Annotated in this window: 19 protein-coding genes; 10 read left to right on the plus strand and 9 right to left on the minus strand. The window is 71.2% G+C overall.

What is annotated here, in order from left to right:
• Positions 1 to 4 precede the first annotated feature (4 nt).
• Together ABT294_RS47665 and ABT294_RS47670 are read right to left on the minus strand one after the other, a co-directional pair.
• Positions 5 to 748: a phosphoglyceromutase gene (locus ABT294_RS47665; RefSeq protein WP_350813162.1), complete on the minus strand. Its 744-nt coding sequence runs from the start codon at positions 746 to 748 to the stop codon at positions 5 to 7.
• 10 nt (positions 749 to 758) lie between these two features.
• On the minus strand, positions 759 to 1,556 hold the full coding sequence (locus tag ABT294_RS47670; RefSeq protein WP_350813163.1) for an SAM-dependent methyltransferase: 798 nt from the start codon (positions 1,554 to 1,556) through the stop codon (positions 759 to 761).
• A 35-nt stretch (positions 1,557 to 1,591) separates the two neighbouring features.
• Between ABT294_RS47670 and ABT294_RS47675 the strand changes: the two genes are divergently transcribed.
• Complete coding sequence (locus tag ABT294_RS47675; protein ID WP_350813164.1) at positions 1,592 to 2,893, plus strand: MFS transporter; 1,302 nt, start codon at positions 1,592 to 1,594, stop codon at positions 2,891 to 2,893.
• Position 2,894: 1 nt separating this feature from the next.
• On the opposite strand, the gene ABT294_RS47680 is transcribed toward ABT294_RS47675, so the two are convergent.
• Both ABT294_RS47680 and mshA read right to left on the minus strand, forming a co-directional pair.
• Positions 2,895 to 3,398: a type III secretion system chaperone family protein gene (locus tag ABT294_RS47680; RefSeq protein ID WP_350813165.1), complete on the minus strand. Its 504-nt coding sequence runs from the start codon at positions 3,396 to 3,398 to the stop codon at positions 2,895 to 2,897.
• 10 nt (positions 3,399 to 3,408) lie between these two features.
• Positions 3,409 to 4,689 carry a D-inositol-3-phosphate glycosyltransferase gene (gene mshA, locus ABT294_RS47685; RefSeq protein ID WP_350813166.1) on the minus strand — a complete coding sequence of 427 codons (1,281 nt, stop codon included), beginning with the start codon at positions 4,687 to 4,689 and terminating at the stop codon, positions 3,409 to 3,411.
• A 103-nt stretch (positions 4,690 to 4,792) separates the two neighbouring features.
• Here mshA and ABT294_RS47690 point away from each other — a divergent pair, with 103 nt between their 5' ends.
• The gene (locus ABT294_RS47690; protein WP_350813167.1) at positions 4,793 to 5,536 is read left to right on the plus strand and encodes an SDR family NAD(P)-dependent oxidoreductase; all 744 of its coding nucleotides are present in this window, start codon (positions 4,793 to 4,795) and stop codon (positions 5,534 to 5,536) included.
• Positions 5,529 to 6,311 (plus strand): class I SAM-dependent methyltransferase, encoded by a 783-nt coding sequence (locus tag ABT294_RS47695; protein ID WP_350813168.1) that lies wholly within the window; start codon positions 5,529 to 5,531, stop codon positions 6,309 to 6,311. Before ABT294_RS47690 ends, ABT294_RS47695 begins: the two co-directional genes overlap by 8 nt.
• Before the next feature lie 5 nt (positions 6,312 to 6,316).
• On the opposite strand, the gene ABT294_RS47700 is transcribed toward ABT294_RS47695, so the two are convergent.
• Positions 6,317 to 6,820, minus strand: a complete 504-nt coding sequence (locus ABT294_RS47700) for an O-acetyl-ADP-ribose deacetylase (protein WP_350813169.1) — start codon at positions 6,818 to 6,820, stop codon at positions 6,317 to 6,319.
• Between the two features lie 54 nt (positions 6,821 to 6,874).
• Here ABT294_RS47700 and ABT294_RS47705 point away from each other — a divergent pair, with 54 nt between their 5' ends.
• The 5 genes from ABT294_RS47705 (at position 6,875) to ABT294_RS47725 (ending at position 9,584) form a co-directional block, all read left to right on the plus strand.
• Complete coding sequence (locus ABT294_RS47705; RefSeq protein ID WP_350813170.1) at positions 6,875 to 7,231, plus strand: BlaI/MecI/CopY family transcriptional regulator; 357 nt, start codon at positions 6,875 to 6,877, stop codon at positions 7,229 to 7,231.
• The gene (locus ABT294_RS47710) at positions 7,228 to 8,133 is read left to right on the plus strand and encodes a M56 family metallopeptidase (protein WP_350813171.1); all 906 of its coding nucleotides are present in this window, start codon (positions 7,228 to 7,230) and stop codon (positions 8,131 to 8,133) included. The genes ABT294_RS47705 and ABT294_RS47710 overlap by 4 nt, the downstream gene beginning before the upstream one ends.
• Before the next feature lie 61 nt (positions 8,134 to 8,194).
• On the plus strand, positions 8,195 to 8,689 hold the full coding sequence (locus tag ABT294_RS47715) for a helix-turn-helix domain-containing protein (RefSeq protein WP_350813172.1): 495 nt from the start codon (positions 8,195 to 8,197) through the stop codon (positions 8,687 to 8,689).
• 3 nt (positions 8,690 to 8,692) lie between these two features.
• Positions 8,693 to 9,100 (plus strand): hypothetical protein, encoded by a 408-nt coding sequence (locus ABT294_RS47720; RefSeq protein ID WP_350813173.1) that lies wholly within the window; start codon positions 8,693 to 8,695, stop codon positions 9,098 to 9,100.
• A gap of 115 nt (positions 9,101 to 9,215) precedes the next feature.
• Entirely contained in the window at positions 9,216 to 9,584 is a 369-nt protein-coding gene (locus ABT294_RS47725) for a DUF2516 family protein (RefSeq protein ID WP_350813174.1), read from the plus strand.
• Positions 9,585 to 9,610: 26 nt separating this feature from the next.
• Here the strand turns inward: ABT294_RS47725 and ABT294_RS47730 are convergent, their stop codons facing one another.
• Positions 9,611 to 10,291: an SGNH/GDSL hydrolase family protein gene (locus ABT294_RS47730; protein WP_350813175.1), complete on the minus strand. Its 681-nt coding sequence runs from the start codon at positions 10,289 to 10,291 to the stop codon at positions 9,611 to 9,613.
• A gap of 41 nt (positions 10,292 to 10,332) precedes the next feature.
• On the opposite strand from ABT294_RS47730, the gene ABT294_RS47735 reads away from it, so the two are divergent.
• Positions 10,333 to 11,094 carry an alanyl-tRNA editing protein gene (locus ABT294_RS47735; RefSeq protein WP_350813176.1) on the plus strand — a complete coding sequence of 254 codons (762 nt, stop codon included), beginning with the start codon at positions 10,333 to 10,335 and terminating at the stop codon, positions 11,092 to 11,094.
• Here ABT294_RS47735 and ABT294_RS47740 read toward each other — a convergent pair.
• From ABT294_RS47740 to ABT294_RS47750, 3 genes are all read right to left on the minus strand, one after another.
• The gene (locus ABT294_RS47740; RefSeq protein ID WP_350813177.1) at positions 11,091 to 11,477 is read right to left on the minus strand and encodes a hypothetical protein; all 387 of its coding nucleotides are present in this window, start codon (positions 11,475 to 11,477) and stop codon (positions 11,091 to 11,093) included. The genes ABT294_RS47735 and ABT294_RS47740 overlap by 4 nt on opposite strands.
• 324 nt (positions 11,478 to 11,801) lie before the next feature.
• Positions 11,802 to 12,488, minus strand: coding sequence for an ankyrin repeat domain-containing protein (locus tag ABT294_RS47745; RefSeq protein WP_350813178.1), 687 nt, complete (start codon positions 12,486 to 12,488; stop codon positions 11,802 to 11,804).
• Complete coding sequence (locus ABT294_RS47750; protein WP_350813179.1) at positions 12,485 to 13,441, minus strand: TetR/AcrR family transcriptional regulator C-terminal domain-containing protein; 957 nt, start codon at positions 13,439 to 13,441, stop codon at positions 12,485 to 12,487. Before ABT294_RS47750 ends, ABT294_RS47745 begins: the two co-directional genes overlap by 4 nt.
• 164 nt (positions 13,442 to 13,605) lie before the next feature.
• Between ABT294_RS47750 and ABT294_RS47755 the strand changes: the two genes are divergently transcribed.
• Positions 13,606 to 14,697 carry an FAD-dependent monooxygenase gene (locus ABT294_RS47755; RefSeq protein WP_350813180.1) on the plus strand — a complete coding sequence of 364 codons (1,092 nt, stop codon included), beginning with the start codon at positions 13,606 to 13,608 and terminating at the stop codon, positions 14,695 to 14,697.
• The last annotated feature ends 12 nt before the right edge of the window (positions 14,698 to 14,709 follow it).

The following is a 14,709-nucleotide window of genomic DNA, read 5'->3' on the forward strand; positions in this document are numbered from 1 at the left end:
CGTTTCAGCGGCCCTGGTTGGCCACCGCCTCGATGGCCGACTTGGCGGCCTCGGGGTCGAGGTACTCGCCGCCCGCTCGCAGGGGGCGGAAGTCGGCGTCGAGCTCGTAGCGCAGCGGGATGCCCGTGGGGATGTTGAGGCCGGCGATCTCGTCGTCGCCGATGCCGTCGAGGTGCTTGACCAGGGCGCGCAGCGAGTTGCCGTGCGCGGCCACGAGGACCGTGCGACCGGCCGCCAGATCGGGGACGATCTCGTCGTACCAGTACGGGAGCATCCGCTCGACGACGTCCTTGAGGCATTCGGTGCGCGGCATCAGCTCGGGCGGGAGCATCGCGTAGCGGGGGTCGCCGACCTGGGAGAACTCGTCACCGTCGGCGATCGGGGGCGGCGGCACGTCGTAGGAGCGCCGCCACAGCATGAACTGCTCGTCGCCGAACTCCTCACGGGTCTGCGCCTTGTTCTTGCCCTGCAGCGCGCCGTAGTGGCGCTCGTTGAGCCGCCAGGAGCGCTTCACGGGCAGCCAGAGCAGGCCTGCCTCCCCCAGCGCGTACTGGGCCGTCTGGATGGCCCTCGTCAGCAGGCTGGTGTGCACGACGTCGGGACGCACCCCGGCGTCCACCAGGAGGCTGCCGCCCCGGCGGGCCTCGTCCTCGCCCTTGGCCGACAGGCTCACGTCCACCCACCCGGTGAACAGGCCTTTCGCGTTCCAGTCACTCTCGCCATGCCGCAGCAGCACCAAAGTCGCCATGCGCCCAATCCTATGGTTTACGGGCGACCCCGCAGAGGAAGTAGGGCGGCGACCCCTCGAAGGCGGGCGCGAAGTCCACCAGGTCGGTGCGCCACTCCGGCAGGTTCACCACGCCGGGTTCGACCAGCTCAAGGGCGTCGAACAGGGAGATGATCTCGGACGAGGGCCGGGCCGTGAACCCGGCGGAGGCGCCCTGGTAGATCTTCTCCACGCCTGGCACCGCCTCGGGCTGGATGTCGCTGCAGACGTGCGACAGCACCAGGTAGCTGCCGGGCGCGAGGGACGCCATCAGCTCCTCGACGATCGGCTTGGGGTCCGCGCGGACGAAGTGCACGATCGCCAGCAGCAGCAGCGCGACGGGCCGTCCGAGGTCGAGGTGCCCGCGCAGCTCGGGATGGTCGATGATCTCCCGCGGGTTGCGGAGGTCCCCCTGAAGGACGCGCACGTTGGGGCTGTCGGACAGCAGCGCGCGGGCGTGGGCGAGGACCTGCGGGTCGTTGTCGACGTACACGGTCCTGGCCGACGGGGCCGCGCTCTCGGCCACCTGGTGGACGTTCTGCTGGGTCGGCAGTCCGGCGCCGATGTCGAGGAACTGCCTGATGCCGTTGGCGGCGAGGAAGCGTACGGCCCGCCCGAGGAAGGCGCGGTTCTCCCGCACTCCGACAGGGATATGCGGGACGATCTTCAATACCTGGTCCCCTGCGGCACGGTCGGCGGGAAAATTGTCCTTTCCGCCCAAAAAATAGTCATACATCCGTGCGACATTCGGGATATTTGGATCAAAACTCCCAGACTCCGTCACAGCCATTGATCTTACGATATTTCCCGATAATGATCTCGGGCATGGCCGAATCCCGGGTGTTAGGTGTCGGGCTCGCTCCCGGTCACACCAAGACCAATCTGCTCGCCTGCTGGTTCGTCGGACTCACCGCGACCATGGTGATCTCGTTCCTGCCGACCGCGCAGCCGTACATCCTGTCGGGCGTGCTCGGCGTGCCGTCCGGGGCGCAGGGCCGGATCGTGGGCGTCCTCGGCTTCGCCGCCGAACTGACCATGATCGTCAGCTTGGCCTGGTTCGGCGCGCTCGCCGACCGCTACGGCCGCAGGCCGATCGTGATCGCCGGATTCGTGCTGGCGGCGGTGGGGGCCGCGCTGTTCCCCTTCGCGGGCGACACGGTCGCGCTCGTCGCGCTCCGGGTGGTGTTCTCGCTCGGCGCGGCGGCGCTCGGCGGGATGTTCGCCACGCTCGCCATCGACTACGCCGCGGAGCGCTCGCGCGGCAGGTCCTACGGGGTGCTGGGGGTCTTCAGCGGGCTGGGCGGGATGGCGGCCGTGTTCGGGCTGGCCAGGCTGCCGCAACTGTTCGAGCGGCAGGGGCTGTCGCAGGCGGGCGCCGCCAGGGTGTCGTTCCTGGTGGTCGCGGCGGGGCTGCTGGCGGTGGGGCTGGTCATGCGGTTCGCGCTGTCGCCGTCGGTGAGTGTGCCGCACGTCCCGCTGACCAGGCTGGTACGCGAAGGGGCCGGGCTGGTGCGGGACCCGGGCGTGGCGCTGGCCTACGCCGCCGCGTTCGTCGCCAGGGCCGATCTGGCGGTGGTCGCCGGGTTCATGTCGCTCTGGGTCGCCGACCAGGGCGTGCGCGAGGCGGGGATGTCCACGGCAGCCGCGCTGGCGCGGGCGGGCATGGTCGTCGGCGTCGCCCACACGATGGCGCTGCTCGCCTCGCCGCTGCTCGGCTGGCTGAGCGACCGTGTGAAGCGGCAGAATCTGGTCATCGGCTGCCAGGCGCTGGCCGCGGTGTCGTACCTGTCGACGCTGCTGATCGACGACCCGCTCGGCCCCGGCATGCTGGTCGTCGCCGCCCTGGTCGGGATCGGGGAGATCGCCGGGATCAACACCGCGGGGCCGCTGCTCGCGCAGCAGGCCCCCGCCCGGGTGCGCGGGTCGGCGTTCGGGGTGCAGGCGCTCTGCGGGGCGCTGGGCGTCCTGACCGTCTCCGCGCTCGGCGGCTGGCTCTACGACGTCTGGACGCCCGCCGCGCCGTTCGTCGTCTCGGGCGTGCTGGGGCTGGCCGTGGTGGCGTTCGGCCTGGTGATCAGGGCGCGGGTGGCGCCGAACCCGGAGGCGGAACCCGTCGCCGTGGGGTGACTCAGGACGCGCGGTCGTTGGCGGGGTCGGCGAACCTGGCGAACGCCCGCAGGTTCGCCAGCGACTCGCCGCGCTTGGCCCGCCACTCCCACTCGCGCCTGATGGACGAGGCGAAGCCCAGCTCCAGGGCCCGGTCGAACCAGTCGTCCGCGTAGGTCAGGACGCAGCCGAGTATGCGGTCGATCTCGTCCGCGTCGACTCCCCCGAGCGGCAGCTTGCCGACGAGGTAGACGTCGCCGGCGGGATCGAGGGAGAAGTGCACGCCGTACGTGGAGCCGTTCTTGCCGAGCAACCACTTGTAGAACTCGGCGTGGTTCTCGTCCGGCTGGCGGCAGAAGAACGCCTCGACGTGCAGCGCCTGCTCCCCGACGATCAGCCAGGTCATGGTCGCGAGCTTGTGCTCGCCGGGCAGCCGCACCAGGAACGCTCCCGGCCGCGGCTCGTCGTAGGAGACGTCCGCGGCCTTGAGCGCGGCGTCGACGACCTGTCTGGTGGATTCCCGCATGGGCCCCAGCCTAGGAGGTGAGGGCGATCGGCATGCTGGGCTGCTGCGTGGCCAGGGCCTGCGTGTAGACGTCCATGAGGTGGGAGGCGGTGCTCTGCCAGCCGAAGGCGGCGGCGTGCGCGCGGGCGCCCGCCGACAGGCCGTCGCGCCAGCGCGGCGAGACGATGAACGGGCGCAGCGCCCGCGCCCAGTCGTGCGCGTCGTGCGAGTCCACGAGGACGCCGGAGACGCCGTCGCGCACGGCGGTGCGCAGGCCGCCCACCGCGGCGGCCGCGACGGGCGTCCCGCACGCCTGTGACTCCAGGGCCACGAGCCCGAACGACTCGCTGTAGGACGGCACGACCGTCACGTCGGCGGCGCGGTACCAGTCGGCCAGTTCGTGCTGCGGGGCGGGCGGCACCAGCCGGACCACGTCCTGGATGCCCAGCTCGGCGGCCAGGTCCGTGAGGACGGACGGCTTGGCGAGCCCGTTGCCCGAAGGACCGCCCACGCACGCGATGACCAGCCTGTCGCGCAGCGACGGGTCCTCGATGAGCATCCGGGACGCGGCCCGCAGCAGCACGTCAGGGGCCTTCAGCGGCTGGATCCTGCCCACGAACAGCAGCAGGTGCGCGTCCTGGGGCAGGCCGAGCCGGTGGCGGGCGGCGCCCTGCGAGTCGGGCTGGAAGACGGTGAGGTTGACGCCGGGGTGCACGACCGCGACGCGCTCCTCGGGGGCGGCGTACAGCTCCATGAGCTCGCTCGCCTCGTCCTCGGTGTTGGCCACGAGCCGGTCGGCGACCTCCACGACCTGCTGCTCGCCCACCACCCTGGCCCGGGGTTCGGGCTTGTCGTCGCGGGCCAGCATCAGGTTCTTGACCTTGGCCATCGTGTGCATGGTGTGCACCAGGGGGACACCCCAGCGCTCCTTGGCCAGCCAGCCGACCTGGCCCGACAGCCAGTAGTGCGAGTGGATGACGTCGTAGCGTCCCGGGTCGTACGTGGCCTCGGTGCGCAGCACGCCCGACAGGAAGGCGCAGAGCTGGGCGGGCAGGTCCGCCCGGTCCATCTCCTCGTACGGGCCCGCTGTCACGTGCCTGACCGTGACGCCGGGGGCGAGTTCCGCGACGGGCGGCAGGTCTCGGGCGGTCTGCCGGGTGAAGATCTCCACCTCCACGCCCAGCTCGGCCAGCCGCCTGGCCGACTCGACGATGTACACGTTCATCCCGCCGGCGTCGCCGGTGCCCGGCTGATCCAGCGGGGATGTGTGCATGCTGATGGTCGCGACCCGGTTGACCCGTCGTCGCCTCACCCGACATCACCTCCAAGCAAATTTCAACTATGCAGATCTTTGCGACATTCCCGACATGTCGTCACGGCGGGGGTACGAAAGGCCGCCTGGCAGGATGTGACTCATGACGAAGACGGCTGTGGTGACCGGCGCGAGCAGCGGAATCGGTGAGGCTACGGCGCGGCGGCTGGCCGCGGAGGGCTACGACGTGGTGGCAGGCGCGCGCCGGCGCGACCGCCTCGACAAGCTCGCGGCCGAGACGCCCTCGATCAGGCCCGTCACGCTCGACGTGACCTCGCAGGAGTCGGTCGACGCGCTGGCGGCCTCGCTCGACCGCTGCGACGTGCTGGTCAACAACGCGGGAGGCGCGCTCGGCCTGGAGACGGTCGCCGACGGCCGGCTCGACGACTGGCAGCAGATGTACGACAGCAACGTGCTCGGCACCCTGCGGATGACCCAGGCGCTGCTGCCGAAGCTGATCGACTCGGGCGACGGGGTGCTGGTGCTGCTGACCTCGACGGCCGGCCTGGTGTCGTACGAGGGAGGCGGCGGGTACGTCGCGGCCAAGCACGCGCAGACCGCCATGGCCGAGACGCTCAGGCTGGAGCTCGTCGGCCGGCCGGTGCGGGTCGTCGAGATCGCGCCGGGCATGGTGCAGAGCGAGGGCTTCGCGCTGACCCGCTTCCGCGGCGACGAGGCGGCCGCCGCCCGCGTCTACGAGGGTGTGCCGGGGCCGCTGACCTCCGACGACGTGGCCGACGCCATCGCCTGGTGCGTCACCAGGCCCGCGCACGTGAACATCGACCGCATGGTGATCCGCCCGCGCGCCCAGGCCGCCCAGCACAAGGTGCACCGCGTCAGTGGCTAGACCGGTCGGCGCGATCACCCGGGGCACCACCGGGCACAACCGGCTCAGGCGGTCCGACCGCTGGGTCGCCGCCGTGCACGGCCACCGGCTGCGCGAGCGCCCGCTGGTGGTGGACCTCGGCTACGGCGCGTCCCACACGACCACGCTGGAGCTGTTCACCCGGCTGCGCCGGATCAGCCCCGGCGTCGAGGTGGTGGGCATCGAGATCGACCCCGCGCGGGTGGCGCTCGCCAAGCCGTACGAGCGCGAGGGGCTGAGCTTCGCGCTCGGCGGCTTCGAGCTCCCGGTCACCCGCCCGCCGACGCTCGTGCGCGCGTTCAACGTGCTCAGGCAGTACGGCGAGGCGGAGGCGTGGCAGTACTGGGACGTGCTGCGCGCCAGGCTGGCACCCGGCGGGCTGCTGGTGGAGGGCACCTCGTCCGAGATCGGCCACCGGGCCGTCTGGGTGGGCCTCGACCGCGAGGGCCCGAAGACGCTCACCTTCTCGGCCCGCTTCGACGCCTTCCAGCGGCCCTCCGACCTGGCGGACCGGCTGCCGAAGACGCTCATCCACCGGAACGTGCCGGGTGAGCGCATTCACGCGTTCCTGCGCGACTTCGATCATGCCTGGGCGGTCAGCGCCCCCTACGGGGTGCACGGCCTGCGCCAGCGCTGGCTGGCGGCGGTGGCCAGGCTGGGTGAGTCCTGGCCGGTGCCGCGCCAGGCGCCCCTCGGCGGCCGGGCCAGGTGGCGGCTGGGCGAGCTCACGCTCCCCTGGTCCGCGATCGCCCCCTGAACGACCTACAGGTGCCTCTCGAACGCGGCGTAGGCCCTGGCGTCGAACAGCACGAACCTGACCTCCGCGACCGACGTGTCCGCCTCCCGGACGGTCTGGACGGCGATGCGCGCGGCGTCGTCGAGAGGCCATCGGTAGATGCCCGTGGAGATCGCGGGAAAGGCGACGGTGGCCGCGCCGAGCGAGTCGGCGACCCGCAGCGACTCGCGGTAGCAGGACGCCAGCAGGCCCGAGCGGTCCTCCGACTCCGAGTGGACGGGGCCGACCGTGTGGATCACCCAGCGGGCGGGCAGGAGCCCGGCCGTGGTGGCGACCGCCTGGCCGGTCGGCAGGCCCCTGCCGTAGTGGGAGGCCCGCAGCGCCCGGCACTCCTCCAGGATCCGCGGGCCGCCACGGCGATGGATCGCGCCGTCGACCCCGCCTCCGCCCATCAGCGACGAGTTGGCGGCGTTCACCACGGCGTCGACGTGCTGCTCGGTGATGTCTCCCTGGACCGACGTGATGTCCATCTCACCAGCCTCCCGGATGTCTGCTCGACGCGTTGTAGTACTACGCTGCTGAGTGTGAAGGGTCTCGGCGAGCTTGAACGCAGCATCATGGACATTCTCTGGGCGGACAGCCGGCCCCTGACCGCCCGCGAGGTGGGCAGGCTCATAGCCGACCGCGATCTCGCCCCCACGACGGTCATGACCGTCCTCGACCGCCTGACCCGCAAGGGCTTCCTCCAGCGCACCCGCGACGGGCGCGCCTGGCGGTACGAACCGGCGGAAAGCCGCGACGCGTACATCGCGGAGCTTATGCTGGAGGCTCTCGACTTGACGGGCGACCGGTCGGCCGCCCTGACCAGGTTCGCGCAGGCCGTGTCCGGCTCCGAGGCGGACGTCCTGCGAAAAGCGCTCACGGAGCTGGAGGACGAGTGATCACGGCAGCGGCGCTGGCAGCGCTCGCCACGGCGTGCGCGGTCGGCTCCTGGCGTTTCACGACCGCCCGGTGGACGTCTCGCGCGCCCCGGGTCGCCATCATCCTGTGGCAGTCGCTCGGCGTCGCCTGGGGCCTGGCCACGACCGGCGCCATGCTGGCCTACGCCGTCCAGCCGTACGGCGTGGGCGTCATGCCCGGCCTGATCGCCTTCGCCGACGGGCGTCCCCCGCGCGACGCGTGGGACCCCCTGCACGTGCTGGCGATGACCGCGGGGCTCACCGCGCTGGCCGTGCTCGTCGTGGTGCTGCTCACCGCGGGCGTGCAGGCGTTGCGCGCGCGCAGACGGCACCGCATGCTGCTCGCCCTGATCTCCCGCGACGACCCGGGCGTGCCGGGCGTGCGGGTGCTCGACCATCCGGGCGCGGCGGCCTACTGCGTGCCGGGGCTGCGCTCGCAGGTGGTGGTCAGCGAGGGCGCGCTCAAGCTGCTGTCGCAGGACGAGATGACCGCCGTGCTGGCGCACGAGGCCGCGCACGTCCGCGAGCGCCACGACCTGGTCCTGCTGCCGTTCGCCGCGCTGCGCAGGGCGCTGCCCTGGTCCAAGGTGGTGTGCGAGGCGCAGGCGCAGGTGGAGCTGCTCGTCGAGATGGCGGCCGACGACCGCGCGCGCCGCTACTGCTCGCCGCGCAGGCTGGCCACGGCGCTGCTCAGGTTCGGCACCGCGGGCGCCATGCCCACGCCGCACGGCATGCTCGGCGTGCAGGCGCAGAACGTGATGGCCAGGGTCGACCGGCTCATCAAGCCGGGCCCCGAGCTGTCGACAGGGCTGCGTTACGGCATCCTCACGCTTTCCGTGACTTTGGTCACGTCCGCTCCCTTCCTGTGGTTCATCCAGCTCTAGCGCTTGCAAATGTTAGCTAGCGTGTTTGCAATTGCAAGCATGGCGAGGCAGACTATGGGGCATGGCACTACCCAAGGTCGGCTCGATCGGTGAGTACATCCGCGAGCAGCGGCAGCAGGCGAAGATCTCGCTCCGCCAGCTCGCGGCGGCCGCGGGTGTCTCCAACCCGTACCTCAGCCAGATCGAGCGCGGGTTGCGCAAGCCGAGCGCCGAGATCCTGAACCAGATCGCGAAGGGCCTGCACATCTCCGCGCAGGCGCTCTACGTGCAGGCGGGCCTCATCGAGGACCGCGAGCCGCCCAGCGACGTGATCACCGCGGTCAGGGCCGACACGCATCTCACCGGGCGGCAACGCCAGGTGCTGATCGACATCTACGAGTCGTTCCGCAAGGAGAACCGCACCGAGGGCGAGCAGACCTCCCAGAACGCCCGCCCCCAGCGCGACTCCGAACCGGACGACGGACAGCCGCTGCCGGAAGAGTTGCTCGCCGCGCTTGAGCCCTTCACGGCGACTTCCGGCAACGGCACCGCCAGCCAGGAAACCAAGGAAGGTTAACCCATGACGCTCGCCACCGAGGTCAAGAAGCTCACCGAGTCCAAGCCGTTCTACGCCGTCGCGGGTGTCGGCGACTACGCCGTCGAGAAGCTGCGCGGGCTGCCCGATCAGCTGCAGAAGCTCCAGTCGCGCCGCTCCGAGCTCGCCAAGGACCTGCCGGTGAGGGCCCGCAGCTACGCCGACAAGGCCGAGGGCATCGCCAAGGAGTTCCCCGACAGGGCCCGCGAGTACGCCGACCACCTCGCCCACCGTGCCACCGTCGCCTACGAGGACTTCGCCAGCCGCGGCCGCAAGGTCGTCAGCAAGGTGAGCGGCGGAGCCGCCCTGGAGCTGGAGGAGGTGTCGGCGGCCGCCGAGCCGCGCGTCGCCACTCCGGTCAGGAAGACCCGCGCCAGCAAGGCCAAGGCCTGACCGACGCCGGGGCCCGCCTCTGTCGAGGCGGGCCTTTGCGCGCACGGGTCCCGCTTGCCGGGGGCGGCTACTAGGCTGAAGTCACCTCATCGCGGCATCGGGCGGAGCGGAAGACATGAATCTGATCAACGGCGGCCTCAACCTCCTGTTCCTGTTGCTCGCCGCAGGCATCTTCGGCATGTCGGTCTACGCGCTGATCCACGCTCTGCGCGTGCCGCAGAACGCGTTCGTGGCGGCGGGCAAGCTGCAGAAGAACCTGTGGTTGATCATCCTCGTGCTGGCCACGCTGTTCTCGGCCGCCGGCGCCTGGTCCTACTTCAACGCCTTCATGCTGTTCGGCGGTCAGGCGTTCATCGGCATCGGGCTGGGCTTCTTCTCGATCCTCGCGGTCATCGCCGCCGCCGTGTACATCGTGGACGTGAAGCCCGCCGTCAAGGGCATGGGCGGCCGGGGCGGCAACAACGGCCCCTACGGGCCCTGGTAGACGCGCCGCGACCGCCCACGGGCCCGCTAGCTGTGGAGCTCCGCCGCCAGCCAGCGCGCCAGGCGGAGATGGCCGGCGAACGTGGGGTGCACGCCGTCGGGCAGCATCACCTCCGCGCGGCTGCCCGTGACCCAGCGCTCGCGCAGCGGGTCGAGGAACGCGACCCCCTCTCGCGCCGCCACCCTGGCGAGGGTGTCGCGGATCGCGTACGCCTTGGCCGGGGCGTCGTCGAGCCAGATGGGGCCGACCACGACCACCCGGGTCGACGGCCACCGGGCCCTGGCGTCCCTCAGCAACTGCCACGCCGCCCGGCTCACGCTGAGCGCGCTCCACCGGCGGTCGTTGTGCCCGCCCGAGACCACCAGGACGTCCGGAGCCGGCCGCCAGGCCAGTTCCTCCTCGAACGAGCGCTGGAACGTCCGCCCGGCGCGGCCCTCGTTGAGGTAGCCGGTGCCGCCCGCGCCCGCCAGGACGGGCTGCCAGCCGAGCAGCCGCGCGGCCTCCGACGCGTACGTGCGCCACGGCGGCACGGGCCCGGACCCGACGGTGAAGCTGTCGCCGAGGACCATCATCACCGGCGCGTCGAGCGCCCGCCCACCGGCCGGTGTCTGCGGCGGGGTGCGCTCCCCGGCGTCGCTCGCACATCCCGATATCGCGTGACAAATCCCCAGGATCAGCGCGGCCGATGCGATCAGGGCGTGACGCATCGGGCCGCGCATGACCACCTCTGGAGCTCTAGGCTGCCGACATGACCATCGACCTCCACGGGCGTACGCAACGGCTCGAACTCTCGGATCAGAACCTTCGCGACTTCGAGGCCGTCGTGCTGGACTCGACACCCGACGGAATCGTCTTGAGCAGGTCGGCATTCTATCCGGGCGGGGGCGGCCAGCCCGCGGATCACGGAGTTCTCGTCTGGCTGGGTGTCGAGACCCGGATCGTCGGCGTCCGCAAGGGTGACGACCTCGTCCTCGTCCCCGCCGAAGGCGACCCGATTCCCCCGGCCGGCACCACCGTCCAGGCCGCCGTCGCCGACGAGCGCCGCTCAGCCCTCATGCGCACCCACTCGGGGCTGCACGTGCTGTGCGGCGTGGTCTTCCGCGACTACGGCTCCCTGGTCACGGGCGGCAACATGGAGCCGCTCATCTCCCCCGAGAAACAGACCGTCGGCAGCGCCCGGATGGACTTCAACATGCCCGAGGTGCCCCCTGGGTTCCGCGAGGCGATCGAGGCGGCCTGCAACGCCGAGATCGCCGCCGACAGGCGCATCGACGTGCGGGTCCTCCCCCGCGAGGACGCGTTCGCGATCCCCGACATCATCAGGACCGCGACGAACCTGGTGCCCGAGTCGGTCAAGGACGTGCGGATCGTCGACATCGTCGGCCTCGACACCCAGGCCGACGGCGGCACCCACGTGGCGTCGACCAAGCAGATCGGCCGCCTGCGGGTGGCGAAGATCGAGAGCAAGGGGCGCGGGTTCCGCCGCGTCCGCGTGGAAATCTGCGACTAGGGGCGAATCACGGTCTGCTTCGGCCCGCAGTGGTCGAACGTGAGCTTGTACGGCTTGCTCACGCAGGCCCAGAATTCGATTTTACCGTGGGCCATGTTCTTGGTCTTCTGTGTTACGCAGTCCTGATCCTTGTAGAAATTCATGTATCGGTAGGAGTGGCCGTTGTAGTTGACCCGGGCCATCGCGTAGCGGTGGTCGGTGCTGCGGTCGCAGATCAGGATGGTGTTGTTGCCCCCCAGCGCGACCTCGGCCGCTATGCCGCCGCGCCCGTCCCCGATGACGGCCTCGGGGTTGTCGGACGCGACCGAAGCCGAGGCGGCGGTGGCGCCGACCGTGGCGAGCGCGAGGCCGGCGAGGGCGGTGGCGAGCAGAAACTTCTTCATGGTTCTCCTCCTTTGTGATGTCGGAATTAATGACTACAAAAGGAGCGGAGGAGTTCATGAAGAATGCCGCGAATTTCCGCGCGTCTTTCGCAGAGGGACGTCAGGCGGCCGCGCAGGCGGGTAAGTAGCCGGGCGGGTGGGCGGTCAGGCGGACGCGCGACAGCAGCGTGCGCGAGCGGGTAGGCGGGCGCGCGACAGCGCGGGCGGGTAGGCGGTCAGGCGGGTGGGCGGTCAGGCGGGTGGACGGTCAGGCGGACGCGCGACAGCAGCGTGCGCGGGCGGGTGGGGGGTCAGGCGGGTGCCCGGTGGCGGCGCGGGCGAGGGTCAGAAGCGGGTCGCCGAGTGGGCGCCCTGGGTGCGGAGCCAGGCGGCCAGGTCGGTGAAGCCGTGGCGGATGGCGGCGTCGAGCGGGGTCCGGCTCTCCCACGGCGGTAGCCAGTCGAGGTTGGCACCTCTCGCGAGCAGGTCCTCGGCGATGCCGCGCTGACCGCCGTGGCAGGCGTACCAGAAGCAGAGGTCCAGCTCGTCCTGGTCGGCGACGGTGACCTTGTCGGCCAGGCCGAGGGCCGCGGCGTGCCTGGGCACGACGTGCGCGCCGCGTTCCACCAGACGGCGGGCCGCCCGCCACTGGGCGAAGGCCACCGCGTCCCAGAGCGGCGTGCCGTCGGCGATCACCGCGCCGCGGGCGTCGATGTCGGCGCCCGCGTCGAGGAGGGCGTCGATGGCCGTCACGTCGTCGTTGCTCGCCGCCCAGTGCAGGGCCGTCTCCGCGTGGTAGCCGACGAACCGGGCGTTGACGTCGGCGCCCGCCTCGACCAGCACGGCGATGGTCTCGGCGACGTGGGGCCGGTGGCCCGGCCAGTCGGTCGCCACGTGCAGGAGCGTGCGCGCGTCGTCGGGCTTGGCGGTGGCGAGCGACGGGTCGGCCGCCAGCAGCCGCTTCAGAGTCTGGACGTCGCCTTCCTCGACGGCCTCGACAGCCTCGTCCATCGGCTCGGGTGCGCTGGTCATGAGGGTCCCTCCACGATCGGGCGGAGGCCGTCGAGCATCGGGCGGAGGCCGAACTCGAAGAGGCGGTCGAAGTCGAAGTCGAACCCGTCCGCCATGCCGTTCACCACCTTGTGGAACGTCGGGTAGGAGCCTGAGCCGACGATCGCCGACAGCTGCGCGTCCTGAGTCCGCATCCACTCGTCCTCGGTGAGCCCCGTGGCGGCCTCGGCCTGGACCTCCGCTTCGAGGCTGGACGCGAGGCCCTGGACGTAGCTGTAGACCAGGATGTGCACGTGCAGCATGGTGTCGCCGTCGAGGCCGTAGCCGTCGACCGCCGCCAGGGCCCATTCGGTGTGCCTGGTCAGGCTGGGTGACGGCCGCGGCCTGGCCAGCGCGGTGACCCCGGCCATCCACGGATGGGCGCGGTAGGCGGCCCACTGGGTACGGGCTCCGACCTCCAGCCTGGCCCGCCAGCCGTCCGGCGGGTCGTCCGGCAGCGGGAACTCGGCGAGCACCGCCGCGATCATCAGCTCCACCAGGTCGTCCTTGCTGCCGATGTGGCGGTAGAGGGACATGGTGGCCACGCCGAGCCTGCCCGCGATGCCGCGCATGGAGACGGCGGCCAGCCCATCGGCGTCCGCGATGCCGATGGCGGCCCGCACGATGCGGCCGCGCGTGAGCTCGCCTTCGTGAGTCGCGGGGTGGGGCGCGGAGTGGGGCGCCCGCGCGCCTGGCACGGTGGCGTTCGTGCGGGGCTCCGCGACGACGTTGCCGACGCGGGGCTCGGCCTTGACGACGCCCTCCTGGCCGAGCACGGTCAGGGCCTTGGCGGCGGTGGCCAGGGCGACATTCCAGTCTCTGGCGAGCTGCCTGGTCGACGGGATGCGGTCGCCGGCCCGGAACTCGCCGTCGGCGATGCGCCGCCTGATGTCGTCGACGATCCGCGCGTACGGCGGAGCACTCTTCCCGACCACTCGGCCTCCTTCCCATCTGTACTAGTACAGAGCCTAGCAGGACGAGTGTCAACAAGCCGCCCCCTGTACTAGTACAGAACGGTGAAAACACCGCTTGCGCCAGCTGTATGTACGGCGTACATTCAGCCTGCGTACGACGTCAACAGCGACAGGGAGGAACTCCCATGAACGTCCTCATCTCGGGTGCCGGCATCGGTGGCCCCACGCTCGCCCACTGGCTGCGCAGGCACGGCTGCGACGTCACCGTGGTGGAACGCTCCCCCGCCACCCGCACGGGCGGCCAGGCCGTCGACATCCGCGGCGCCGCCCTCACCGTGGCCGAGCGGACGGGCGTCCTGGAACAGGTCCGCGGCAAGAAGACGGACATGCGCGGCATGTCGATGGTCGACGCCGACGGCAACGAGATCATGCGCAGCACCGAGAAGACGATCAGCGGCGGACGGCTCGACAGCGACGACATCGAGATCATGCGCGACGACCTCACCGCGATCCTTCTCGGCGCGACCAGCGGGGTCGAGTACCTCTACGGCGACTCGATCGCCGAACTCGCCCAGGACGACCACGGTGTGCAGGTCACGTTCGAGAGCGGCGCGCGGCGCGGCTTCGACTACGTCGTGGGCGCCGACGGCCTCCACTCCAACGTGAGAAAACTCACCTTCGGCGACGAGCCCCCGTTCGTCCACCACCTCGGCATGTACGTCGCCATCTACACGACCGACAACTTCCTCGGCCTGGACCGCTGGCAGGTGTGGCACCGCGACGGCGAGGCCGGGTTCGCCCTCTACACCGTCCCGGGCAACGCGGAGCTGCGGGTGAACATCGGCTTCGGCGCCCCCGTGATCGGCTACGACCACCGCGACCTCGACGAGCAGAAACGGCTCGTCGAGCGGCACTGCTCGGGGCTGCGCTGGGAGGGTCCGAGGCTGCTCAAGGCCATGTGGGAGGCGCGCGACTTCTACTTCGACGCGGCGGCCCAGATCCGGATGGACCACTACGCGAAGGGCCGCGTCGCGCTGCTCGGAGACGCCGGGTACTGCGCCTCGCTGCTGTCGGGTCAGGGCACCAGTCTGGCCATGGTGGGGGCGTACGTGCTGGCCGACGAGCTCGCCAGAGACCCGTCCGGGGCGTTCGACCGCTACGAGCGGCGCATGCGGCCGTTCGTCCAGGCGAACCAGGCGCTCGCCACCGAGAACCCGGGCGAGGGGGCGTCGGAGGAGAGCGTGCGGAGGGCGGCCCACAGCATCACGCTGGACTGACCCCCCGCGCCC

The sequence above is a fragment of the Nonomuraea sp. NPDC000554 genome, assembly GCF_040300065.1.
In the GTDB taxonomy this organism is placed as follows: Bacteria; Actinomycetota; Actinomycetes; order Streptosporangiales; family Streptosporangiaceae; genus Nonomuraea.

Coding starts and splice junctions, on each gene's coding strand:
- ABT294_RS47725 (WP_350813174.1), top strand. CDS start 9,216: ATGAATCTGATCAACGGCGGCCTCAACCTCCTGTTCCTGTTGCTCGCC.
- ABT294_RS47715 (WP_350813172.1), top strand. CDS start 8,195: ATGGCACTACCCAAGGTCGGCTCGATCGGTGAGTACATCCGCGAGCAG.
- ABT294_RS47675 (WP_350813164.1), top strand. CDS start 1,592: ATGGCCGAATCCCGGGTGTTAGGTGTCGGGCTCGCTCCCGGTCACACC.
- ABT294_RS47720 (WP_350813173.1), top strand. CDS start 8,693: ATGACGCTCGCCACCGAGGTCAAGAAGCTCACCGAGTCCAAGCCGTTC.
- ABT294_RS47730 (WP_350813175.1), bottom strand. CDS start 10,291: ATGCGTCACGCCCTGATCGCATCGGCCGCGCTGATCCTGGGGATTTGT.
- ABT294_RS47745 (WP_350813178.1), bottom strand. CDS start 12,488: ATGACCAGCGCACCCGAGCCGATGGACGAGGCTGTCGAGGCCGTCGAG.
- ABT294_RS47755 (WP_350813180.1), top strand. CDS start 13,606: ATGAACGTCCTCATCTCGGGTGCCGGCATCGGTGGCCCCACGCTCGCC.
- ABT294_RS47740 (WP_350813177.1), bottom strand. CDS start 11,477: ATGAAGAAGTTTCTGCTCGCCACCGCCCTCGCCGGCCTCGCGCTCGCC.
- ABT294_RS47680 (WP_350813165.1), bottom strand. CDS start 3,398: ATGCGGGAATCCACCAGACAGGTCGTCGACGCCGCGCTCAAGGCCGCG.
- ABT294_RS47665 (WP_350813162.1), bottom strand. CDS start 748: ATGGCGACTTTGGTGCTGCTGCGGCATGGCGAGAGTGACTGGAACGCG.
- ABT294_RS47735 (WP_350813176.1), top strand. CDS start 10,333: ATGACCATCGACCTCCACGGGCGTACGCAACGGCTCGAACTCTCGGAT.
- ABT294_RS47670 (WP_350813163.1), bottom strand. CDS start 1,556: ATGGCTGTGACGGAGTCTGGGAGTTTTGATCCAAATATCCCGAATGTC.
- ABT294_RS47690 (WP_350813167.1), top strand. CDS start 4,793: ATGACGAAGACGGCTGTGGTGACCGGCGCGAGCAGCGGAATCGGTGAG.
- ABT294_RS47700 (WP_350813169.1), bottom strand. CDS start 6,820: ATGGACATCACGTCGGTCCAGGGAGACATCACCGAGCAGCACGTCGAC.